At 71.3% G+C, this 22345-nt stretch carries 23 protein-coding genes; 10 read left to right on the top strand and 13 right to left on the bottom strand.

All coding sequences use genetic code 11. The features are described from left to right. Positions 1-100 precede the first annotated feature (100 nt). Both PV396_RS37725 and PV396_RS37720 read right to left on the bottom strand, forming a co-directional pair. A complete protein-coding gene (locus PV396_RS37725; protein ID WP_319212577.1) occupies positions 101-781 on the bottom strand; it encodes an SDR family NAD(P)-dependent oxidoreductase in 681 nt (226 codons plus the stop codon). Between the two features lie 32 nt (positions 782-813). After that, complete coding sequence (locus PV396_RS37720; protein ID WP_319212575.1) at positions 814-1758, bottom strand: NADP-dependent oxidoreductase; 945 nt, start codon at positions 1756-1758, stop codon at positions 814-816. 100 nt (positions 1759-1858) lie between these two features. Between PV396_RS37720 and PV396_RS37715 the strand changes: the two genes are divergently transcribed. Beyond that, a complete protein-coding gene (locus tag PV396_RS37715; protein WP_319212574.1) occupies positions 1859-2563 on the top strand; it encodes a helix-turn-helix domain-containing protein in 705 nt (234 codons plus the stop codon). A 208-nt stretch (positions 2564-2771) separates the two neighbouring features. Here PV396_RS37715 and PV396_RS37710 read toward each other — a convergent pair whose 3' ends face one another. Then, positions 2772-3083: a DUF5955 family protein gene (locus PV396_RS37710; protein ID WP_319212573.1), complete on the bottom strand. Its 312-nt coding sequence runs from the start codon at positions 3081-3083 to the stop codon at positions 2772-2774. A gap of 185 nt (positions 3084-3268) precedes the next feature. On the opposite strand from PV396_RS37710, the gene PV396_RS37705 reads away from it, so the two are divergent. Both PV396_RS37705 and aceB read left to right on the top strand, forming a co-directional pair. Then, positions 3269-3868 carry a nucleotidyltransferase family protein gene (locus PV396_RS37705; protein ID WP_319212571.1) on the top strand — a complete coding sequence of 200 codons (600 nt, stop codon included), beginning with the start codon at positions 3269-3271 and terminating at the stop codon, positions 3866-3868. A 130-nt stretch (positions 3869-3998) separates the two neighbouring features. After that, complete coding sequence (gene aceB, locus PV396_RS37700) at positions 3999-5621, top strand: malate synthase A (protein WP_319212569.1); 1623 nt, start codon at positions 3999-4001, stop codon at positions 5619-5621. A 12-nt stretch (positions 5622-5633) separates the two neighbouring features. Here the strand turns inward: aceB and PV396_RS37695 are convergent, their stop codons facing one another. The 3 genes from PV396_RS37695 to PV396_RS37685 are packed head-to-tail and all read right to left on the bottom strand — an operon-like array spanning position 5634 to position 8432. Further along, positions 5634-5939 (bottom strand): SelT/SelW/SelH family protein, encoded by a 306-nt coding sequence (locus PV396_RS37695; protein WP_319212567.1) that lies wholly within the window; start codon positions 5937-5939, stop codon positions 5634-5636. After that, positions 5936-6850 (bottom strand): HipA family kinase, encoded by a 915-nt coding sequence (locus PV396_RS37690; RefSeq protein ID WP_319212565.1) that lies wholly within the window; start codon positions 6848-6850, stop codon positions 5936-5938. The genes PV396_RS37695 and PV396_RS37690 overlap by 4 nt, the downstream gene beginning before the upstream one ends. Before the next feature lie 40 nt (positions 6851-6890). Next, the gene (locus PV396_RS37685) at positions 6891-8432 is read right to left on the bottom strand and encodes an IucA/IucC family protein (protein WP_319212673.1); all 1542 of its coding nucleotides are present in this window, start codon (positions 8430-8432) and stop codon (positions 6891-6893) included. Between the two features lie 147 nt (positions 8433-8579). Here PV396_RS37685 and PV396_RS37680 point away from each other — a divergent pair, with 147 nt between their 5' ends. Genes PV396_RS37680 through PV396_RS37670 form a run of 3 tightly spaced genes read left to right on the top strand, consistent with a single transcriptional unit; the run spans position 8580 to position 12263 of the window. Next, positions 8580-10097 carry an IucA/IucC family siderophore biosynthesis protein gene (locus PV396_RS37680; protein WP_319212563.1) on the top strand — a complete coding sequence of 506 codons (1518 nt, stop codon included), beginning with the start codon at positions 8580-8582 and terminating at the stop codon, positions 10095-10097. Between the two features lie 46 nt (positions 10098-10143). Then, entirely contained in the window at positions 10144-11409 is a 1266-nt protein-coding gene (locus PV396_RS37675; RefSeq protein WP_319212561.1) for a VWA domain-containing protein, read from the top strand. Positions 11410-11432: 23 nt separating this feature from the next. After that, the gene (locus tag PV396_RS37670; protein WP_416071549.1) at positions 11433-12263 is read left to right on the top strand and encodes a hypothetical protein; all 831 of its coding nucleotides are present in this window, start codon (positions 11433-11435) and stop codon (positions 12261-12263) included. 97 nt (positions 12264-12360) lie between these two features. Here the strand turns inward: PV396_RS37670 and PV396_RS37665 are convergent, their stop codons facing one another. Further along, complete coding sequence (locus tag PV396_RS37665; protein ID WP_319212557.1) at positions 12361-13005, bottom strand: helix-turn-helix domain-containing protein; 645 nt, start codon at positions 13003-13005, stop codon at positions 12361-12363. 87 nt (positions 13006-13092) lie between these two features. Here PV396_RS37665 and PV396_RS37660 point away from each other — a divergent pair, with 87 nt between their 5' ends. The 4 genes from PV396_RS37660 (at position 13093) to PV396_RS37645 (ending at position 16119) form a co-directional block, all read left to right on the top strand. Next, positions 13093-14301 (top strand): pyridoxal phosphate-dependent aminotransferase, encoded by a 1209-nt coding sequence (locus PV396_RS37660; RefSeq protein WP_319212555.1) that lies wholly within the window; start codon positions 13093-13095, stop codon positions 14299-14301. A gap of 49 nt (positions 14302-14350) precedes the next feature. Continuing rightward, positions 14351-14899, top strand: coding sequence for a hypothetical protein (locus PV396_RS37655; RefSeq protein ID WP_319212553.1), 549 nt, complete (start codon positions 14351-14353; stop codon positions 14897-14899). A 63-nt stretch (positions 14900-14962) separates the two neighbouring features. Next, positions 14963-15610: a hypothetical protein gene (locus PV396_RS37650; protein ID WP_319212552.1), complete on the top strand. Its 648-nt coding sequence runs from the start codon at positions 14963-14965 to the stop codon at positions 15608-15610. Between the two features lie 86 nt (positions 15611-15696). Then, positions 15697-16119: an acyl-CoA thioesterase gene (locus PV396_RS37645; protein WP_319212550.1), complete on the top strand. Its 423-nt coding sequence runs from the start codon at positions 15697-15699 to the stop codon at positions 16117-16119. A 269-nt stretch (positions 16120-16388) separates the two neighbouring features. Here the strand turns inward: PV396_RS37645 and PV396_RS37640 are convergent, their stop codons facing one another. The 6 genes from PV396_RS37640 to PV396_RS37615 form a co-directional block, all read right to left on the bottom strand. Beyond that, positions 16389-17762 (bottom strand): 8-oxoguanine deaminase, encoded by a 1374-nt coding sequence (locus PV396_RS37640; RefSeq protein WP_319212549.1) that lies wholly within the window; start codon positions 17760-17762, stop codon positions 16389-16391. A gap of 13 nt (positions 17763-17775) precedes the next feature. Continuing rightward, positions 17776-18711, bottom strand: a complete 936-nt coding sequence (pucL, locus tag PV396_RS37635) for a factor-independent urate hydroxylase (RefSeq protein WP_319212547.1) — start codon at positions 18709-18711, stop codon at positions 17776-17778. 7 nt (positions 18712-18718) lie between these two features. After that, positions 18719-19135, bottom strand: coding sequence for a hydroxyisourate hydrolase (uraH, locus tag PV396_RS37630; RefSeq protein ID WP_319212545.1), 417 nt, complete (start codon positions 19133-19135; stop codon positions 18719-18721). Between the two features lie 16 nt (positions 19136-19151). Beyond that, the gene (uraD, locus tag PV396_RS37625; protein WP_319212543.1) at positions 19152-19664 is read right to left on the bottom strand and encodes a 2-oxo-4-hydroxy-4-carboxy-5-ureidoimidazoline decarboxylase; all 513 of its coding nucleotides are present in this window, start codon (positions 19662-19664) and stop codon (positions 19152-19154) included. A gap of 174 nt (positions 19665-19838) precedes the next feature. Further along, the gene (locus PV396_RS37620) at positions 19839-21428 is read right to left on the bottom strand and encodes an acyl-CoA carboxylase subunit beta (protein WP_319212541.1); all 1590 of its coding nucleotides are present in this window, start codon (positions 21426-21428) and stop codon (positions 19839-19841) included. 90 nt (positions 21429-21518) lie between these two features. Next, positions 21519-22310, bottom strand: coding sequence for an AfsR/SARP family transcriptional regulator (locus tag PV396_RS37615; protein ID WP_319212539.1), 792 nt, complete (start codon positions 22308-22310; stop codon positions 21519-21521). Positions 22311-22345: the final 35 nt, after the last annotated feature.

Raw genomic sequence — 22345 nt, 5'->3', positions numbered from 1 at the left:
GTACGGATTCCTCGACGAGGGGACGGAGCGGGAGAGAGTGCAGGGAGAGTGCAGGGAGAGCGCGGTTGCGCCCTCCCCGCGGCAACGCAGGGCAGTCGGGTCAGGCGCTGAAGACGGCTTCGGAGCGGTCGCGTTTGTCGTGGAGGTCCCAGTACAGCGGGGCGATCTCCTCGGCCGATGCCGTCGGGAAGCCTTCGGGGCCGCCCCCGCCGATCCAGACGCCGATCGCCACATGGGCGGCGTGCACACCGCTGCCGGCCAGCTCCTTGTGCAGGTTGACAACCCAGTTGCGCAGCGCCGCACCGGCCGCGTTGACATTGCCGAGCATCGGCAACGGATCGACGGAGCCGCCGCCGGAGGTGAACAGCAGGGTCCCGGCGCCGGCCTCCCGCATCGCGGGCAGGACCGACTGGGCGGCCGTGACGGCGCCGTAGAGGAGGTACTCGATCTGCGGCTGCAGATTGTCAACCGTGGCCTCGGAGGGGGTGGCCAGGACGTGACCGGGCACCGGTGAGTGTGGAGCCGGTGAGTACTCCAGTACGTCGATGCCGCCGAAGCGCGCTTTCACGGCGTCCAGGGCAGTGGTCAGGGAGGGCCGGTCGAGGACGTCGGCGGGGAAGGCCTCGGCGGTGATGCCTTCCTGGCCGAGCCGGCCGACCAGGGTCTGGAGTTTCTCCTTGGTTCGGGCGATCAGGGCGACGTCGAAGCCCCGGCTGCCGAAGGTACGGGCGATGGCCAGCCCCATGCCGGGGCCGGCGCCGATGATGGCGATGGTGGGCATACTGAACTCTCCTCGTCAGTGGTGTGTGGACCTCAGGCGCAGGCGACGGCGATCTTGCCCGGGGTGCCGGAGCTGAAGGCGGCGAAGGCCTCCGCGGCCCGGTCCAGCGGGTATGTCGCGGCGACGGGGACGCGCAGTGCGCCGGAGGCCGCCTGTTCGGCCAGGACGGTCAGGGTCGACGCGTTCGGGTCCGCCATGATCGTGTGGACGGTGACCTCCAGGTCCTTGACGGCCTCCTGGGTCGCGCCGAGGGTCGAGGCGATCCGCCCGCCCGCTCGCAGCAGGCCGGCCAGCTGGGCGATGTCGCCCGCCAGGTGCAGCGCCGCGTCCACGCCGTCCGGGGCGATCGCGCGCACCTGAGTCTCCAGGTCGCCGGTGAAGTCGACCACGTGGATCCCGGTGCCGGAGTCGGTCAGGCCGGTGACGAAGTCGGTCTGCGCACCGGGGCGAGCGGTGGCGATCACCTTCGCGCCGCGGGCGGCGGCGAGCTGCACGGCCAGCGATCCCACCCCGCCGCCCGCTCCGGATATCAGCACCGTCTCGCCCTGGGTCAGGGCCACCGCGTCCAGGCTGTCCACCGCGGTCGCCCCGGCCACGCCGAGCGCGCCCGCGTCCGTCACGGCCAGGCCCGCCGGGAGCGGGGCGACACCGTGTCCGGCGGGTACGACGACGTATTCGGCCAGCGACCCCGCACCCAGGAACGGCTTCATCACGACACCGAAGACCGCGTCACCCACCGCGAAGCCGTGGGCGCCCTCGCCGAGGGCTTCGACGGTGCCCGCGAAGTCCCCTCCGAACACCATGGGGAACCGGTGCTCCATCAGTCCCTGCACGTAGCCGGCGGCGGCGGCGATGTCGATACCGTTCAGCGAGGCGGCGCCCACCTTCACCAGCAGCTCGCCGGCCTCGGGGCGGGGAATGTCCAGCTCGGTCACGGCCGGGGCCCCCGGAACCGAGTCCACAGTCACAGCGCGCACGACAGCACCTCTCCATAAGTGGACCGGCCTTCCCGGTTCCGCTGACGCCGAGCGTAACAGCAGAAGCGGCCCGCCCGTTCCACTTGGCTAGAATGGCGGGATGACCTCACCTTCCGACCAGGCCTCGGACCAGCAGCCCGAGGCGAAACTCCGCGCCGACGCCGAGCGCAACCGCGATCTCATCCTGGCGGCCGCCCGCCGCCTCTTCGCCACGGAAGGACTCGGCGTGTCCATGGCTTCCGTCGCCCGCGAGGCGGGCGTCGGCAAAGCCACGCTCAGCCGACGCTTCGCCACCCGGGAGGAGCTCATCAACGCGGCCTTCGCCGACCGCATGGACGGCTACGCCGGCGCCGCCGCCGAGGCACTGGCCGACCCCGATCCCTGGCACGGTTTCACCGGCTACATCCACGCCGTCTGCGCCATGCAGGCCGCCGACCGCGGCTTCGCGGACGTCCTGACCATGGCCTTCCCGGCCGCCAAAGCGCTGGAAGCCCGCCGCAAGGAGTCGTACGACGACTTCGTCGAGCTCATCGCCCGCGCCCGGACCAGCGGACACCTCCGCGAGGACTTCGTTCCGGAGGACCTCGTCATCCTCCAGATGGCTAACGCCGGCGTCATCGCCGCCGGCGGCGACGCCGCCCCCGACACCTGGCGCCGCCTGGTCGGTCACATGATCCGCTCCTACGCCGCCCCCGGCGCACCGATCCCCGAGGTCCCCGACGCCCCGACACCCACCGCCCTCTACCGCGCCATGGTCCGCCTCGCCCGATCGGGCCCGTGCTCCGCCCGGACCGACGCCCCCTGAGACCGCCGCACGCCTTCCGCGGCCCGGCGACGCGTCTCCCTCGACCTCTCCGAAGTAGGCGCGACGTTCCACCAACCAGAGGAACACGCCCTCGGGGGCGCGAGGAACTGCGCGATCAGCCCCCACCCACCCGCAGCCGACCCTCAGCCCTCACCCACCCGCAGCCGACCCCAGCCGATGCCCACCCGCACGGCCCGCCCCTCGGAGCTCAGCGCGGCGGGCTGCCGAACCGTTCCACCGCCGCGCGGACCTCCGACAACCCCCGACCGAGCGCGCTGACCGAGCCGATCGCGCCCGCGATCAGAAGCAGCGAGCGACGCAACCGCGGAATCTCCGGGCTGCCGGTGACCGTCATCGCCGCCAGGCACGCCAGTTCGTCCTCGGCGATGCCTCGGTCGGGGAACTCGGCGGGATGCGCGGCGAGTTCACGGCGCAGCCGGGACACCGCGGTCCGCAACTCCGCCACTCTCGGATCTTCGTCGCTGCCGGCCACCGACCTCTGTCCCACGCTCCGCAACACAGCTCTCCCCCACCTGTCCCCCGACTCGCGCCCCCGCGCAGGCCCCCCGCACGCCCCGCCGCGCTGGTCGGGCGCCGCCGGACGCGGGACAGTAAACGCCACCCACGCGACCGACGCCACACCACGGACCGAAATTGAGCCCGTGAACACCTCCGGTCCGACGTCGCGTCAGGTATGCAGGAGGCATGACGGAGAAACCGGACCAGGTGGCAGGGCTGTTGCTCGCGGCGGGCGGGGGCCGACGGCTCGGCGGGCGGCCCAAGGCCCTGCTCGAACACCGGGGGCGCCTCCTCGTCGAACGTGCGGCCGAGGCCCTGCTCGCGGCGGGCTGCGCCCCGGTCCATGTCGTCCTCGGGGCGCGTGCCGGCGAGGTGCGGGAGCGGGCGGTGCTGCCCGGATGCGTCCTGGTGGACAACCCGGAGTGGGAGGAGGGCATGGGGTCCTCGCTGCGGGCCGGCCTGGCGTCGCTGCGCGGCACACCGGCCCGCGCGGCCCTCGTCTCACTGGTCGACCAGCCGGGCATCGGGCCGGAGGCCATGGCTCGCGTCCTCGCCGCGTACACGTCCGAGAAGAGTCTGGCGGCGGCCTCGTACGACGGAACGCGGGGGCATCCGGTGCTGTTCGGCGCCGCTCACTGGGCGGGCGTCGAGACGGCGGCGGTCGGCGATCGCGGGGCCCGCGACTATCTCAGGGCCCATGAGGACACGATCACCCTCGTGGCATGCGGTGATGTGGCACTGCCCTACGACATCGACACGGCGGACGACCTGGAGCGCCTCGCGTGACGGCTTCTCGCCACGAAGAATCTCGACATCAACAAATTATTGAACTTCCACGATGAGGAAACTAGCATCCACTGAGAGAAACAGAATCATCAGTTCGCCCACAGCAGCCCGCTGAAGGAAGTGACCGCTCATGTCCGCACCAGCGCCGTCCCCGCTGGCCATCGTCGACGCCGAGCCCCTGCCCCGGCAGGAGGAGGTGCTCACCGACGCGGCGCTCGCCTTCGTGGCCGAACTGCACCGGCGGTTCACGCCCCGGCGTGACGAACTCCTCGCGCGCCGCACGGAGCGCCGTGCCGAGATCGCCCGCACCTCGACCCTCGACTTCCTCCCGGAGACGGCCGCGATCCGCGCCGACGAGTCCTGGCGGGTCGCCCCCTCCCCCGAGGCCCTGAACGACCGGCGCGTCGAGATCACCGGCCCGACCGACCGCAAGATGACGATCAACGCCCTCAACTCGGGCGCGAAGATCTGGCTCGCGGACTTCGAGGACGCCTCCGCGCCGACCTGGGAGAACGTGGTCCTCGGTCAGGTCAACCTGGCCGACGCCTACACCCGGAACATCGACTTCACCGACCCGGCGAGCGGCAAGTCGTACGCCCTCAAGGACGACGCCGAACTCGCGACCGTCGTCATGCGTCCGCGCGGCTGGCATCTGAACGAGCGCCACCTCCAGCTCGACGGGGAGCCGGTGCCCGGTGCCCTCGTCGACTTCGGCCTCTACTTCTTCCACAACGCGCGGCGGCTCATCAACCTCGGCAAGGGCCCGTACTTCTACCTCCCCAAGACCGAGTCGCACCTCGAAGCCCGCCTGTGGAACGACGTGTTCGTCTTCGCGCAGGACTACGTCGGCATCCCGCAGGGCACCGTCCGCGCGACCGTCCTCATCGAGACGATCACCGCCGCGTACGAGATGGAGGAGATCCTCTACGAACTCCGCGACCACGCCTCGGGGTTGAACGCGGGCCGCTGGGACTACCTCTTCTCCATCGTCAAGAACTTCCGTGACGGCGGCGCCAAGTTCGTCCTCCCGGACCGCAACGCGGTGACGATGACAGCCCCGTTCATGCGCGCCTACACCGAACTCCTCGTCCGCACCTGCCACAAGCGGGGCGCCCACGCGATCGGCGGCATGGCGGCGTTCATCCCGTCCCGGCGCGACGAGGAGGTCAACAAGGTCGCCTTCGAGAAGGTCAAGGCCGACAAGGACCGGGAGGCCGGCGACGGTTTCGACGGTTCCTGGGTCGCCCACCCCGACCTCGTCCCGATCGCCATGGCCTCCTTCGACGCGGTCCTCGGCGACCGCCCGAACCAGAAGGACCGGCTGCGCGAGGACGTCCACGTCGAGGCCGCCGACCTGATCGCCGTCGACTCGCTCAAGGCGAGCCCGACGTACGACGGACTGGTCAACGCCGTTCAGGTCGGCATCCGTTACATCGAGGCGTGGCTGCGCGGGCTCGGCGCGGTCGCCATCTTCAACCTCATGGAGGACGCGGCCACCGCCGAGATCTCCCGCTCGCAGATCTGGCAGTGGATCAACGCGGGCGTCGAGTTCGAGAACGGCGAGCGGGCCACGCCGGAGCTGGCCCGCAAGGTCGCCGCCGAGGAACTCGCCGGCATCCGCGCCGAGATCGGCGAGGAGGCCTTCGCGGCCGGCCACTGGCAGCAGGCCCACGACCTGCTGCTCCAGGTCTCCCTGGACGACGACTACGCGGACTTCCTGACCCTGCCGGCGTACGAGCAGCTCAAGGGCTGAGCACGGCGTACGTCATTTCTCCGAGTGGCCCAGGGACTTGTCCGGGGCCACTCGGTCGCGTACGAGGCGCTTGACCGCCGTCGGTTCGGGGAAACCCTGCTCGCGCCGGTCCCACACCACCTCGTCGTTCACACGGACGACGAAGACGCCTCCGGTGCCGGGCCTCAGGGACAGTTCCGTCAGCTCGGTCTCGAAGGTCGTGAGGAGTTCCTGCGCCAGCCAGGCCGCGCGGGGCAGCCAGCGGCACTGGGTGCAGTACTCGATCTCCACCCGGTGCACGGCGTCCATGTCGATCTCCACCCACTGTGTGTCCGTCATCCGAGATGCACCGACCAATCCCGTTCCGCCGCCGGTTTGCCGTGCAGGTCGGGGACCCGCTTGAGCCAGTCCGGCCGGCCCTGCTCCGTCTTCGCCGCGCGTCGGGCGTCCTCGGCGGCGAGTTCCTCGCGGCCGGGGAAATCGGTGGGAAGCCAGGACGCGGACGCCCGCACGCGCGCGTGGAGGTACGTCACATAGGCGTCCCGGACTTCGTCGGGGGTCGCGAAGCCCGCCTCGACCTCCAGCCAGGCGTCCGGTACCTCGGCCAGGACCTCGCGCAGCAACTCCTCCGTCACGCGGGGCGCCAGTTCGGCGTCGGCGGCACGGGTGTCCGGGGCGTGGCCACCGAGGGCGTGGCGGCGGAAGTCGTAGGCCTTGTCCGGTGCCGACAGGTCCCACCTGTGGTGGAAGACGAGGGCGGCGCCGTGGTCGATCAGCCACAGGCGCGGCGGCGCGATGCCGAACGTGGGCCACACCATCAGGTTGGAGCTGTGCGTCGTACGGTCCACGTTGACGGTCAGGGCGTCCAGCCAGACGATCCGGCCCGCCTCCACCGGGTCGACGTCGAACGCGGCAGCCGTCTCCGGGGTGAAGTCCTTCGCGCCCGGGAGGTAGTCCATGCCGAGGTTGAGGCCGGCGCTGGCACGCAGCAGGTCCTGGACCTCCTGGTGGGGCTCGTGGGCGCCGGTGGCCGGGTCGAAGTGGACGAGGACCAGCTCGGGGAAACGCAGCCCGAGGGCGCGCGCCAGTTCCCCGACGACCACCTCGGCGACCAGCGCCTTGCGGCCCTGCGCCGAGCCGGTGAACTTCACGACATACGTGCCGAGGTCGTCGGCCTCGACGACCCCGGGTACGGAGCCGCCCGACCTCAGCGGGGTCACGTATCGAACAGCAGTCACTTCGCGCAGCACACGGGCCACTGTAAATGAGCCGGTCGTCCGGCCCGGCGGATTATTCGCGCAGCGGATTCGGCACCGGCCCGCGCAGCGGATTCGGCAGGGGCAGATACCGGGCGTCCGCCCCGTCCGCGCCCGTCCAGCGGAGCAGCAGGTTCGTCTTGCCGGGGAGGGTGGGCGCGGTGAGTAGGGCGGCGGCCTCGGGGAGGTCGAGACGGCGGCTCTGGCGTTCGAATTCGGTGCGTACGGCGGGCCAGGGGTCGAGGTGCGGGTGGCGCTCGCGCAGTGCCTCGGCGATCTCGACGAGGTGGTTGACGACCAGGCAGTACATCAGCCGCTCCCACCCGGCCGCCCGGCTCACCTCCGGCAGCAGCTTCACGCCCTCCGCGTCCCGGAACAGCGCCTGTACGGGATGTCCGGCGCCGTCGACGGCGATCAGGCAGTTCTGGAGGTGGGCCTCGACGACGACGCCGTGCCGGGCGAACAGTTCGAGGGCGGGGGGCACGACCGCCCGCAGATACGCCGTCCACCAGGCGGCGGGGTCACGGAGGCCGTCCAGCGGGGTGCCGTCGAAGCCCTCCACCAGGGCGGCGGCGAGCAGCGGTGCGGCGCCGGGGAAGACGTGGTCGTGCAGGCCGTCCCTGACCAGTACCGCCAGGGCCTCGAAGGCGAAGTCGGCGGTGCGGTAGCCGCGGTCGCTCAGCCAGGCGCCGGGGGTCTCGCAGGAGGCTGCGGCGGCGGCCACCGCGCTGTCCGTGCGGCGCAGTTTCAGCAGGTCGTGGCGCCAGAGCCGGCGTATGTCGTTGGTGATGCGGACGTCGAGGCTGAACTTGACGAAGAGGTCGTGCCCGGGCACGTACAGCGTGCGGATCGCCGCCGTGGGCCAGGTGTCGAAGCCGGTCGTGCCCAGCCGGATCAGCCGGCCGTCGGCGAAGGCGTCCGTGAGGGTCGGGCCGACGAGGTCGAGCTGCCAGGGGTGGGCCGGCAGCAGCCGGTAGCCGGGCGGGGCCGTGCCGAAGGCGTCCAGGGCGGACACGTCGCCCTCCTCCACGATCGCGTCCTCGCGCACTCCGAGCAGCACCAGCGGGAACGCGGCGTACGCCTCGGGCGCGTACGGCAGCCAGCCCGCGACGGGGCCGCCCCCGCGCGCCTTGGGCGCCGGGTGGTAGGGGTGCCCGGTGAGGAGGGACTGCTCGGAGCGCCGGTACGGGTCCTCGGGCGGGGTGACGCGGGCGCGGGCGGTGAGCAGCGCGGCGACCGTGTCCCGGCTGTCGGCCATCTCGGCGGGCAGCTCGGGGTTGGACAGGCCGGTGTGCGCCCGGAGTTCCTCGGCGACGAGCTTGACGAGTTCGGCGTGCCCGACCCGGTGCCAGGTGCCGTCCGTGTTCACCTCGGGCGCCGCGGGCCGCCGCCCTCCGCGCACGCGCAGCAGACGCTCCCCGCTCGGCAGCCGGTACACCCGCGGCTCGCCCGGCCCGGGCACCGGCCGTGCCACTTCCCGGAGCAGGCAGTTGAGCAGGGGCGCGGTCGCGTACGCGTCGGCGCGCGCCCCGATGCCGTCGTGCGCGGGCACGGCCTCGGGCGTGGTGGGCGGCATGGTGGAGTCCACGCGTTTCCTTCGTTTCTTACGGTGCTCTTCCACGTGCGGTTTCCCGCGGTGCACTGGCGATCAGTATGTCTGTCGTCGTCCCCGCCCGCTCACCAGCACTTACCCGCACCCAAACCCGTACCCGAGGAGCCCGCCGTGCACCGTCCCAGCAGCGCAGAGGCCGAGGTCGCCGACGAACTGGCCGCCGTACGCCCCGACCTCGCCTCGCGCTACGCGGCCGAGCTGCCCGGCGCGCGGGCCGCCGTCCTGACCCGGTTGTGGCGGGCGCTCGTGCACGAGCCGTTGCCGTGGATCGTCCGCCGTGAGCACGGCTCGGGTCTTCTGCTGGCGGACGGCCGCAGGCTGGAGGGCCCGGACGCCGATCCGTACGCCGTCGACGACCGCGTCACCGCCGTACGGCTCGGGACACGGCTCGCGGGGGTGTCGTACGACGATCCGGTGCGGCTGATGAGGGACCTGGCCGTCCCGCACGGTCCCGGCTTCGCGGCCGAACTCGGCCACAGCGTCGCGTCGTTGGCGTTGTCGCGGGCGAACCAGGAAGGTGCTCCGCACGACCCCGTCGCCGGCTGGGAGTGGGAGCAGCGAGTCGTCGACGGGCATCCTTTCCACCCCAACTGCCGTTCCCGGCCCGGATTCTCGGTCGCCGAGCAGCTCGCGTACGGTCCTGAGCACCGGCCGGTGGTGGAGCTAACGCTGGTGACGGGCGACGCGGGTGGCGTGCGGGGCCAGTGGCCCGAGTGGCTGTGGGACGGAGGGCGTCCGCTGATCCCGGTGCATCCCTGGCAGGCGCAGCATGTGCTCCAACTCCCCAGCAGGGGAAAGCTGTCGGCGCGTCCGCTGATGTCCCTGCGCAGCCTCACCCTGCCGGACGGCGGCCCGCATCTCAAGACGGCGCTGAGCGCGCGGCTCACCTCCTCGGTACGGGACATCTCGCCGTATTCGATCGGGACGGCGGCGACCGTGTCGGCGTTCATGGAGTCGATGGCCGCCCGGCTCGACGGGCTGCTGCACATCACCCGCACCCTCGGCGCGGTCACCGCCGACTCCCCTGATCTGGCGGCGGTGCTGAGGGAGCCGCCCGACCTGTACGCGGACGCGGCGGCGGGCGAGCAGGTCGTCCCCGTCGGGGCTCTGGCCGCCACGGAACTTCCCCGGTCCCCCTCCTGGCTGGCCGAGTTCACGCGTCTCGCCCTCACCGTCGGACTGCGGCTGCTCGATCTGGGCGTCGCCCTCGAGGCGCACGGCCAGAACCTCCTCGTCGTGCTCTCGGCGTCCGGGGATCCAGTGCGGCTGGTCTACCGCGACCTCGCGGACATCCGCGTCAGTCCGGCACGGCTCACCCGGCACGGCATCCCGGTGCCGGAACTGACCGGACGGATCGTCACCGACGACGAAACCACCCTGCGCCGCAAGCTGTTCGGCTCGCTGGTGGCGGGAGCCCTGGGTGCGACCGCCGGTGGTGAGGCGGCGCTGCGGACGGCTCTGGAGACGGCGGTACGAGGGCTGCCGCGCACACCGGATCTCCTGGCACTGCTCGAACAGCCGCTGCCCACCAAGGCGTTGACCCTGATGCGGCTGTCGCCGGAGTCGCCCGGCGACCTGTGGACCCAACTCCCCAACCCCTTGGGAGAGGTGAAGCGGGGAGCGAGCTGAGGGACCCGTTGTGAAGCGGGTCGCCACGGGTCAATAGGATCCATCGATGATCACAAGACAACGGCTGGCGGCGGGCGCCTGCGCCCTGTTCGCCGCCCTGGCGGCCGGGATCGCGGTCCCGGCCTCAGCCGTCGCCGACGAAACCACCGCCCTCGCACCAAAGGTCGACCTGGTCCTCGACGTCAGCGGTTCGATGCGGGCCCGGGACATAGACGGCCAGTCGCGGATGGCCGCGGCGAAGCAGGCGTTCAACGAGGTGCTGGACGCGACCCCCGAGGAGGTCCAGCTCGGTATCCGCACGCTGGGCGCCAACTACCCCGGCGACGACCGCAAGGAGGGCTGCAAGGACACCGCGCAGCTCTACCCGGTGGGCCCGCTCGACCGCGTGGAGGCCAAGACGGCGGTCGCGACGCTCACGCCCACCGGCTGGACGCCGATCGGCCCCGCGCTGCTGAAGGCCGCCACCGACCTCGACGGCGGTGAGGGCACCAAGCGCATCGTGCTGATCAGCGACGGCGAGGACACCTGCGCGCCGCTCGACCCGTGCGTGGTGGCCCGGGAGATCGCGGCCAAGGGCATCGGCCTCACCATCGACACCCTCGGTCTGGTCCCCAACACCAAGATGCGCCAGCAGCTCAGCTGTATCGCGGAGGCGACCGGCGGGACGTACACCTCGGTCGAGCACACCGACGAACTCGCCGACAAGGTCAACCAGTTGGTCGTCCGGGCCGCCGACCCGGTGGTGACGCCGGTGGCCGTCGAGGGCGCGGCCGGGTGCACGAACGCCCCGGCGGTGAAGTCCGGTCTGTACACGGACCGCGAGGAGTTCGGTCGGCAGCGCTGGTACCGCGTCGACGTGCTTCCCGGCCAGGAACTGCGCGCCTCGGTGAGCGTGGCGGCCGACCGTGCCGTCAACCCCGACTACGGGGTGCTGCTGCGGGCGGTGACCACGCACGGCCGCGAGATCGTCCGTGGCGAGGGCAACGGCACCGGGCGTACCGATGTCATCTCGACGGGCCTGCGGTATGCGAAGGCGGAGGCCGACGACGAGGACAAGCCGGCGGCCGAGACCGTGTGCCTCCAGGTCACCAACTCCTTCTCGGCGGCCAGCGGTGTGAAGTCCGCGCCCGGTCTGCCGCTCGAGCTGACCGTCGACGTCGTGGACGGTCCGAGCCAGGCGAGCGATGTGGCCTCCTTCGGTCTCGGCCGCGGCTGGTGGCTGCTGGGCACGCTCGTCCTGGTCGGCTTCCTCACGGGTGTCCTGTGGGGCTGGATCTCGCGTTGGCGGGTCGCGGTCTGGAGGACCAACTGATGCGAGTAGGACGACCTCGACAAATGGCAAGAGCTTTCAGGGATCAACTGGTGAGCGGTACGCGGGTGTTGGGCTCGGCCGTGCTGCTGCTCGGGCTGGCCGCGACCCCGGCCGTCGCCGATGCCTCGCCCTCCGCGAGCCCCTCGGACGACAGCGCGGCGCCCACCTCGGCGGGCACGTCGTTCCGTACGGCGACGGAGATCGACCAGGGCGAACAGGCCACCGCGAGCGGCTCGGCGGGCGACTACCTGTACTGGTCGTTCCCGGCGGACGCCGCCCAACGCCCCACCGTCAGGGCGACGGTGAAGCTGCCGGACACGCACGCCTCGGAGGCGTGGCAGCTCGATGTGTACGACGGTCTGCGGCGCCGCCAGGCCTGCCAGTACGGCGCGCAGACGCGCACCGCCGCCGCGGGCACCGCGTCCGTGGAGCTGGCGTGCACCCTGCGCACGGTCCGTGCCTGGTCGGAGCAGTGGGCCAACGACCCGCTGCCGGGCACGTACTACGTCAGGCTGACGGCGGTGGACCTCCCGACCTCCGACCTCGGTCTGCCGGTCAACGCGGAGATCCGGGTCGACTCCAAGGACATCGGCGGTGCGGCCGCGGTGGACGGCTCGCTGGCCGAGCCGCTGGTTCCCGGGATCGCGGTCGAGTCGGAGGAGAAGGAGGACAGTTCGGCGGCTTCCGCGGTGCTGTCCAGCATCGAGCCCGACGACGGCTGGTCCTCCGGCTGGTGGTCCGACCGCTGGGTCTGGACGGCGATCGGCGGCGCGCTGGCGGCCCTGGCAGGGGTCGGCGGCTACGCGCTGACGCGCGGCACGGGACGCCCGAGGCAGGTTCCGCCGGGCGCCTGACCATTCGCTGACGGTCCGTCAACATGCCCGCCGCACACGGTAGCGCGGCGGGCATGCCCCGTTTCCGGACCACTGCCACCCGGCGCCCTGTCCCTCCTCAGCCCTCCCGCAGGGCCTTGGCGAGCGTCCCCTCGCCGGTCACCTCGATGCGTCCGTCGCGTACGGCGTCGAGCACGCCCACCTCTCCCCGGCCGACCGCCGCGCACGTCCCGGTGTCCATCGACAGACGGGCGTCGGGCTCACCGGGGGCCGGCCCGGCGCCGTACACCGGAACGTCCTCGGCGCCGACGTACAGATGGAACTCGCCCTCCTCCAGCCGGACTTCGACCAGTCCCCCGCCGCTCGCCCCGCCCACCGCCTCGAGTCCGCGCAGCAACGGCAGCGCGAACCAGTGCGCCCGTACGGCGTCCGTGGGCCGGCGCTCGCCCAACTCGGGTGCGCCCCACTCCCCCAGCGCCTGGAGGACGGGCAGCAACTGCCGTCCCCGCCCGGTGAGTTCGTACACGTACGCGGCCCCCGGCGGGGGCAGCCGGCGTCGGGTCGTGAGGCCGTCGCGCTCCATGTCCTTCAGCCGTGAGGCCAGTACGTCCGTGCTGACGCCCGGGAGATCCGCGTGCAGATCGGTGTAGCGGCGCGGGCCCGCCAGCAGCTCCCGGACGATCAGGAGGGTCCAGCGGTCGCCGACGACGTCGAGGGCGCGAGCGGTGGAACAGTACTGGTCGTAGCTTCGGCGAGGTGACATGCGACGCAGTCTAGACATGTTGTTGGACTTTCCAAGCGGGAACTTGGTAAAACCAAGCATCACCACGAACCGGAGGGGCGTAAGCGCATGGAGTTCCGGCAGTCGAGCAAGCTCAGCGAGGTCTGCTACGAGATCCGCGGACCGGTGATCGAGCACGCCAACGCGCTGGAGGAGGCGGGCCACAGCGTCCTGCGCCTCAACACCGGCAACCCCGCGCTCTTCGGCTTCGAGGCACCGCCGGAGATCCTCCAGGACATGATCCGTATGCTGCCGCAGGCCCACGGCTACACGGACTCGCGCGGCATCCTCTCCGCCCGCAGGGCCGTCGCCCAGCGCTACCAGGAACGCGGCCTGGAGGTCGATGTCGACGACGTCTTCCTCGGCAACGGCGTCTCGGAACTGGTCTCGATGGCTGTCCAGGCCCTGGTCGAGGACGGCGACGAAGTCCTCATCCCCGCCCCCGACTTCCCCCTCTGGACCGCGGTCACGACCCTCGCCGGCGGCAAGGCGGTCCACTACCTCTGCGACGAACAGGCCGACTGGTATCCGGACCTGGACGACATGGCGGCGAAGATCACCGACCGCACCAAGGCCGTCGTCATCATCAACCCCAACAACCCCACCGGCGCGGTCTACCCCAAGGAGATCATCGAGGGCATCCTCGACCTGGCCCGCCGGCACGGCCTGATGGTCTTCGCCGACGAGATCTACGACCAGATCCTCTACGACGACGAGGTGCACCACTCGGCCGCCGCCCTCGCCCCCGACCTGGTCGTCCTGACCTTCTGCGGCCTGTCGAAGACGTACCGGGTGGCCGGCTTCCGTTCGGGCTGGCTGGTGGTGACCGGGCCGAAGCAGCACGCGCGCAGCTACCTCGAGGGCCTGACGATGCTCGCGTCGATGCGCCTGTGCCCCAACGCGCCCGCGCAGTACGCCATCCAGGCCGCGCTCGGCGGCCGGCAGTCCATCGACGAACTCACCGCCCCCGGCGGGAGGTTGCGCGAACAGCGCGACCGCGCCTGGGAACGCCTCAACGAGATCCCGGGCGTCTCGTGCGTCAAGCCGAAGGGCGCGCTGTACGCGTTCCCGCGCCTCGACCCCGCCGTGCACAAGATCCACGACGACGAGAAGTTCGTCCTGGACCTGCTCCTCCAGGAGAAGATCCAGGTCGTCCAGGGCACGGGCTTCAACTGGCCCTCCACCGACCACTTCCGCATCCTCACCCTCCCGCACGCCGACGACCTGGAGGTGGCGATCAGCAGGATCGGCCGCTTCCTGAGCGGCTACCGGCAGTAGCGCCCGCAGGGGCGGGTCATCCGCCGTCCGTCATGGGTATCCCGTCCCCATGACGGACCGACCGCTGCTGCTCCTCGACGTCGACGGCCCCCTCAACCCGTTCCGCGCCCGGCTTCTGCGCCACCGGGGCTATGTGAGCCGCCGGGTGCATCCGGCCAACTGGTCCTCCCGCCAGAAACCGGGCTCCCGGCGTCTCAGGCGGGGCCTGCGCATTCGGCTGCACCCGGGCCACGGCGCCCAACTGCTCACCCTGCCGTACGAGCTGGCGTGGGCCACCGCCTGGATGCACGAGGCCAACGAGATGATCGGCCCGGCGATCGGGCTGCCCGCCGACCTGCCGGTCATCGAGTTCACCGACCTGTTGTTCACCGAGGACCCCGACGGGCTGTGCTGGAAGACACGGCGCGTCGTGGAGTGGGCCGACGGGCGGCCCTTCGTCTGGGTCGACGACCTGATCACCGACCTCGACGTCCGCCATGTGGCCGAGCATCATGCCGGGCAGGCCCTGCTGCTGCGGATCGACCCGCGCAGGGGTCTCGGGGAGCGCGAGTTCGTCGAGCTGGAGCGCTGGGCTCGCGATGTCAGTCCCTGGTCGTAGTCTTCGAAAGAGTCGGGTCCACCGGTCGACCCGCACCTGTCGACGACCTGGGAGGAGTACGTCATGACACGCCCGCCGACCGCCGCCCAGCGGCGCGTCATCGACGCCGCCGATCCCGTCACCGGCCGGCTGCGGGGTACGGACTTCCAGCTCGCCGCGCTGGTGAGGCGCGGGCTCGCGTTCCGGCATCCACGGCCACCGCACGATCATTTCCTGACGCCTGCCGGTCATCGCGTCCGGGAGGAGGAGCGGCCCGCGACCGCGCCTGCCGCCGCCGAGCCCGCCCCTGTTTCGGGAACCGCCGGAGTGTTCGCCGCGCGGGTGGGCGGCGAGGAGGAGATACCGGCCACCGGGCCGGCCCGGACGCGTGAGGTGCACAGTGCCTGGCAGGGGCTGCTGGAGCTGCGTCGGATGACCAACACGGACGGGGCCGTGGACCGTCCGTGCGACTGGGAGCGTACGCATCTGGTGCAGGCCGCCGCGCTGGCGCTGGAGGCCGCCGGTCACCGCCCGGCGGACGGGGGTGCGGGCAGCGGTGGCTATCGGGTGCAGGCCACTCCGCAGCCGGAGGCCGTCGCCGTGCGCGAACCGGACGCCGACGCGCTGCGGGCCTGTGCGGCCACCCTGGAGAAGGCGGGCTGGCAGGCAGGCGAGTACACCGAGCCGCGTACCGGCGTGCGCTATCTGCTGGCGTCGCCCCGGCGGACGTAACCGGGCTGTGCGCGTGGGCAGTTGAGGACCGTGAGCGACCGCTCAGTACGCTTGCGCCCTCATCGACCAGTCGTGAAGGGGAAGTCGTGGCCGAACCGTTTTCCGTTCCGGTGACCGTGCGCGGGTACGAGACCGATGTGCAGGGGCACCTCAACCAGAGCGTGTACGTCAACTACGCGGAGCACGCCCGCTGGTCGTTACTCCACGCCGCCGGGATCACCCAACAGGGGCTGATATCCAAGGGAGTCGGTCCGGTGGCCCTGGAGACCACCATCCGCTACCAGCGGGAGCTGCGCGCGGGCGACGAGGTCGAGGTGACGTGCGACTTCGCGTGGAGCGAGGGCAAGACGTTCCGTATCCAGCAGACGATCCGCAAGACCGACGGCACGGTCGCCGCCGAGATCACGGCGGTCGGCGGGCTGATGGACCTCACGGCGCGCAAGCTCGTCGCGGACCCGAAGGAGTACTTCCGCGCACTGGCGTCCCAGCCGCAGCTGTTCGGCCTCTGACGCGCGTGCCGGCTCGGCGTGCCGTCGTCCTGGAGACGGCCGATCACCGTCTCCCGGGCCGGCTCCGGCGTACCGGCGCCGGCCCGGATCACCTTGCGGGCGCTGTCGGTGGTGGCCTTCTCCGCCTCCAGCGCCTTCGCCGCGCCGAGCCGGCCGCCGCCCGGACCAGTTGCCTCATCGGCCCCCGGCGGTGACGGCGGCTCCGGCCGAGGGTCGTTCCCCTCGGCCGGAGGTCTTCTCGGGCCCCGTGATCAGGCGCGTCCGGCGCCTCAGGCGCTCGCCGCGAGGGCCGCCAGCCGCCGGGCCTCCGCCCGCGTCGAGCGGGCGATCTCGTCCTCGTCGACGCGCAGCAGCCGCCCGTTCTCGACGATCTGTTCGCCGTTCACGAAGGACGCGGTGACCGGGGCCGCCGCCCCGAAGACGAGGGCGGTGACCGGGTCGGCGATCGACGCGTGGGCCAGGGTGTCCAGGTTCCACAGGACCAGGTCGGCGAGCTTGCCCTCCTCCAGCGACCCCGTCTCCCTCGCCCGGCCAAGCACCTGGGCGCCGCCGTACGTGCCCAGGCGCAGCGCCTGTCGGGCGTTGAGCGCCGCTTCCCGGTGTGCCCCGAGGCGGTTGATGAGGAGGGCGTTGCGCAGTTCGGTGTGGAGTTCGCCGGACTCGTTGGACGCCGTGCCGTCGACGCCGAGGCCGACCGGGACACCGGCCGCCAGCATGTCGGGGACGCGTGCGATGCCCGCCGCCAGCCGGGCGTTGGAGGACGGGCAGTGGGCCACGCCCGTCCTCGTACGGGCGAAGGCGGCGATGTCCGAGTCGTTCATATGGACGCAGTGCGCCATCCACACGTCCTCGCCGAGCCAGCCCGTGGACTCGAAGTAGTCGGTCGGGCCCATGCCGAACAGTTCCTTGCAGAACTGCTCCTCCTCGACCGTCTCCGAGCCGTGCGTGTGCAGCCGCACGCCCTTGCGCCGCGCCAACTCGGCTCCCTCGCGCAGGAGTTCGGTGGATACGGAGAACGGCGAGCAGGGCGCGACCGCGATCTGGGTCATGGCGTCGAAGGAGGGGTCGTGATGCTCGTCGACCGTGGCCTCGGTGGCGGCGAGGGCGCCCTCCAGGGTCTCGACGGCGAAGTCCGGGGGCAGACCGCCGTCCTTCTCGCTGCGGTCCATCGAGCCTCGGGCGAGGGTGAAGCGGACGCCCATCTCGCGGGCCGCGCCGATGATCGCCCCGGACAGGTCGCCGGAGTCCTTCGGGAAGACGTAGTGGTGGTCCATGGCGGTCGTGACACCGCCCCGGGCCATCATGGCCAGCGAGCCCTGCGCCGCCGCCCGCACCATCGGCTCGTCGATGCGCGCCCACGTCGGGTAGAGCGCCACCAGCCAGTTGAAGAGGTTGTGGTCGGTGGCCAGGCCCCGGGTGATCCACTGGTAGTAGTGGTGGTGGGTGTTGACCAGGCCGGGGGTGACGAGATGACCGCTCGCGTCGATACGCCGGACCACGTCCGCGAGGCCCTCGGGCGCTCTGCCCGGGCCGACCGACTCGACGCGGTTGCCGGCGATCACCACATGGCCGGACGCGTACTCGGTGTCGGCGGCGTCCACGGTCGCGATCGCGCAGTTCTCGATGACGATGCGCTGAACCATCGTTCGAACGTCCTTAGAGGTTGGTGAGGTCGGCGGGGATGCGCGCCTCGGCGCCGTCCCGCAGGATCGTGCCCTCGATCAGGCCGTAGGGCCGGTCGGCGGCGAAGTACACCTCATTGTCGTTCTTCAGCCCGAACGGCTTCAGATCCACCAGGAAGTGATGCTTGTTGGGGAGGGCGAAGCGCACCTCGTCGATCTCGTCCCGCCGCTCGATGATCCGCGCGCCCATCTGGAAGAGGGTCTGCTGGAGGGAGAGCGAGTAGGTCTCCGCGAAGGCCGCGAGCAGATGCCCCCTGGTCTGCGCGTAGGACTCCTCCCAGTCGGGCATCTCCCGTGCGTCGTCGGACCAGTTGAAGCGCCAGCGCGCGGACACCTGGGTCGCCAGGATGCGGTCGTACGCCTCGGGGAGCGTCGTGTACTTGTCCTTGACGTAGCCCCAGAACTCGGAGTCGGTCGTGTTCATCACGACGAGGTCCTTGAGCCCGGAGACCACCTCCCACGACGAACCGTCGTAGGTGATCTGGGTCAGCCGGGTCTCCTGGCCCTGCCGGACGAAGGAGTGCTCGCCCTCCCCCGCCGCCTCGATCCGGTCCCAGGAGTACTCCTCGATCCGGATGCGCACCCTGTGGATCGGCTCCTGGCTCGTCACGAAGTGCCGGGCCAGCTGGATGCCGAACTGCTCGGCGGAGTCGATGCCGTGCTCCTTGGCGAAGGCGTACACCGTGTTCTTGGTGGTGTCCGTCGGCAGGACGTTCGCGTTCGAGCCCGAGAGGTGCACCTCGTCCATGTCGCCGGAGAGCGACACGGAGACGTTGAGATCCTTGATGTGGTGGGTGGCGCCGTCGCGGGTGACGCGCACGACGCGGTTCTCGGCCTTGCCGTACTGGTTCTGTCCGAGGAACACGGGACGGGCCGGGCCCGCCGCGCCGGTGGTGGCTGAGTCGGTCATGGTGCTGCTAGCTCCCTCGGTATACGGAGTAGCCGAACGGGTTGAGCAGCAGCGGTACGTGGTAGTGCTCGCCCGGTACGACGGCGAACGTGACCGCCACCTCCGGGAAGAACGCTCCCGCCGCACCGCTGTCCCGATTCGCGGGGGCGTCCTGCTGCGCATCGGCCTGTTTCTTCTCCAGGTAGGGCTGGACCTCGAAGTCGAGCCGTACCTGGGTCGTGCCCGCCGGCAGCGCCGGCAGGTCCTTGCACCGTCCGTCGGCATCGGTCGCGCTGCCGCCGAGCGCCCGCCAGTCCGCTTCCCGTCCGCCGCGCGCGGCGAGCCGGACGGCGACGTTCGCGGCGGGCCGTCCGACGCTGGTGTCCAGGATGTGCGTGGACACGGAGGCGACGGGGGTGATGGGATCAATGGCGTCGGTGCTCACGTCTGTCACTGGTCTGTCACTGCTCTTCCTGTACGAGGTTGCCGAGCCGGATGCGGTTGATCTTCCCCAGTTCGGTGCGGACGATCTCCCGCTCCCGTTCCGGCGTGTTCCCGATCCGTTCCCGCACGGAGTCGCGCATCTGCTCGCCGGTCAGGCCGGTCGCGCAGATCAGGAAGACATGACCGAACCGTTCCTGGTAGGCGAGGTTCAGTTCGAGCATCTCGGCCTTCAGCTCCTCGGAGGCGCCGGCCATACCGCGCTGTTCGCGGGCGGAGGTCGGGTCACCGGGCCTGGGACGGCCGATGGGCGGGTGGCCGGCCATCGCCTCGGCCAGGTCGTCGGCGGTCAGTTCGGCCGTCGCGGTGTCGCTCGCCGCGTACAGGTCCTCGGCGGTGGCGTAGGGGCGCTTCGCGAGCAGGTGCCGTCCCCAGGCCGTCGAGGCGCAGGCCTCGTGGAGGGCGACGCGGGCCGCGGACTCCTCCAGGGCGTTGAACCGGGCGAGGCCGCCAGGGGTCGTACTCGACGTCACGGCAAGCCTCCGTGGCCTTGTGCGTGCGGGGCGGCGTGCTGGACGCACACCGGGCTGGCTGCGCCCAGCTAACGCCGTCCGACGACAAGACGTCAACACTTTGTTGAAAATTCCGGGTTACGGCGGCCGTCACCCCTGGTCCGGCCTCGTCTCACAGCGGGGCCCGGTCCCGCCTCACAGCGGGACGTTGCCGTGCTTCCGGTCGGGCAGCACCGCGTGTTTGCCGTGCAGCATGGCGAGCGCGCGGATCAGTGTGCGGCGGGTGTCGCCGGGGTCGATCACGTCGTCGATCAGTCCCCGCTCGGCGGCGTAGTACGGATGCATCAGTTCCGACTTGTACTCCTCGACCAGTCGGGCGCGGGTGGCCACCGGGTCCTCGGAGGCGGCGATCTCGCGCCGGAAGACCACGTTCGCCGCTCCCTCCGCCCCCATGACGGCTATCTCGTTCGTAGGCCAGGCGAAGGACAGGTCAGCTCCGATGGAGCGGGAGTCCATGACGATGTACGCGCCGCCGTACGCCTTACGCAGTACGAGGGATATACGCGGGACTGAGGCGTTGCAGTACGCGTGCAGCAGCTTCGCCCCATGCCGGATGATCCCCCCGTGCTCCTGGTCCACTCCCGGCAGGAAGCCGGGCACGTCCACCAGGGTCACCAGAGGGATGTTGAAGGAGTCGCAGATGGAGACGAAACGCGCGGCCTTCTCCGAGCCGTGGATGTCCAGCACCCCGGCCAGCGCGGCGGGCTGGTTGGCGACGATGCCCACGACCTGTCCGCCGAGCCGCGCGAACGCGCACACCACGTTGCGGGCCCAGGCCTCGTGCACCTCGAAGAACTCGCCGTCGTCGACAACCTCCCCGATGACCGCGCGCACGTCGTACGCCTGGGCGGGATCGGCGGGAACGATCGAGGTCAGGGCGTCGGTACGCCGGTCGACCGGGTCGGTGCCAGGTGCACCCGGGGGCAGCTCGCGGTTGTTCTGGGGCAGCAGCGAGAGCAGGTAGCGGACGTCCTTGAGACACTCGCTCTCGTCGTCGTAGCAGAACCCGGCGACCCCGGAGATGCCGGCGTGCACGTCCGCGCCGCCGAGGCCGTTGTGGGTGATCTCCTCGCCGGTCACCGCGTGCACCACGTCGGGGCCGGTGAGGAACATCTGCGAGGTCCCGCGGACCATGAACACGAAGTCGGTGAGCGCCGGGGAGTAGGCGGCCCCGCCCGCGCACGGGCCGAGCATCACGCTGAGCTGCGGGATGACCCCCGAGGCGCGGGTGTTGCGCTGGAAGATCCCGCCGTATCCCGCGAGCGCGGTGACGCCCTCCTGGATACGGGCCCCGGCGCCGTCGTTGAGGCCGACCAGTGGTGCCCCGGCGGAGAGCGCCAGGTCCATCACCTTGTGGACCTTCGCGGCGTGGGCCTCGCCCAGAGCACCGGCGAAGACACGGAAGTCATGGGCGTACGCGAAGACCGTACGGCCGTGGACCTGGCCCCAGCCGATGACCACACCGTCGCCGTGCGGCTTGCGGTCCTCGAGGCCGAAGCCGGTGGCGCGGTGCCTGCGCAGGGGCTCGATCTCGGTGAACGTGTCCGGGTCGAAGAGCAGGTCGAGGCGCTCCTGGACGGTGAGCTTCCCCTTGGCGTGCTGGCGGCGCGTGGCGTCCGGGTCCGGGCCCCGGCTCACTTCTTCCTTCAGAAGATTCAACCCGGCGGTCGCCCGGCGCAGGTCGGGCCGGGGTGTCGCGGCCAGGAGTTCGTCGAAGGTCGTCATCGCCCGAAAGTAGTAACCACTGCTCAAAGTGGGCTGAAGACGGGGTGGAGCGCGTCCGGCGCACCGAGGGCCGGCCGAGGCCGGCGGACCTCAGTCGACTCCCGCGGTCTGCTGGTCCATGACCGTGTCACCGGAGAGCACCGCGTGGTGGAGCTGCCGCAGTGACACCGAGGGCTCGAGCCCCAGCTCCGTGACCAGGGCGCCGCGCAGCCGCTGGTAGGCCTCCAGCGCCCGCCAGGACCCGCCCGACCGGTGCAGGGCCAGCATGAGCTGCGCGCAGAACCGCTCATGCATGGGATGACGGGCGGTCAGGACCCTGAGTTCCGGGACCACTTCGGCGTGCCGCCCCAGGCGCAGGTCGGCGTCGATCCGCCGCTCCAGCGCGGCCATGCGGTTCTCCTCCAGGCGCAGCACCTCGAGTTCGAGCATGCTGCCCGTCCGTACGTCCACCAGGGCCGGGCCCTGCCACAGGGCGAGGGCGTTGCCCAGCAGGCGTGAGGCGGTGCGGTAGTCGGTGGCGTCGTAGGCCGACCGCCCGTCGGCGACCAGTTGTTCGAACTCCTGAACATCGATCTGGCCGGGCTGCACCCGCAGCAGATAACCCCCGAACTGCGTCACTAGGACGTCCTTCGCGCTGCGGGCGGGCTCCGCGGGGGTGGCCGCGATCTTCCGGCGCAGCTGGAGGATGTACGTCTGCAGTGTCGTGGACGCGCTGCGCGGTATCCGCTCCCCCCAGATCTCCGCCATCAGCGTGGGGACGGTGACCACGTGCTCCGCCTGCAGGGCGAGCAGCGCGAGTATCTGCCGGGGCTTGGCCGCGCTGGGGACGACCGAGACCCCCTGTTCGTGGGCGGTCAGCGGCCCCAGTAGCTTGATCTCCATAGCGCGCTCTCCCCTTTTGGTCGCATCCCCTGAAA

This window comes from Streptomyces sp. ME02-8801-2C, from assembly GCF_033793965.1.
GTDB lineage: Bacteria > Actinomycetota > Actinomycetes > Streptomycetales > Streptomycetaceae > Streptomyces.
This window is presented reverse-complemented; position numbering and strand designations above follow the sequence as displayed.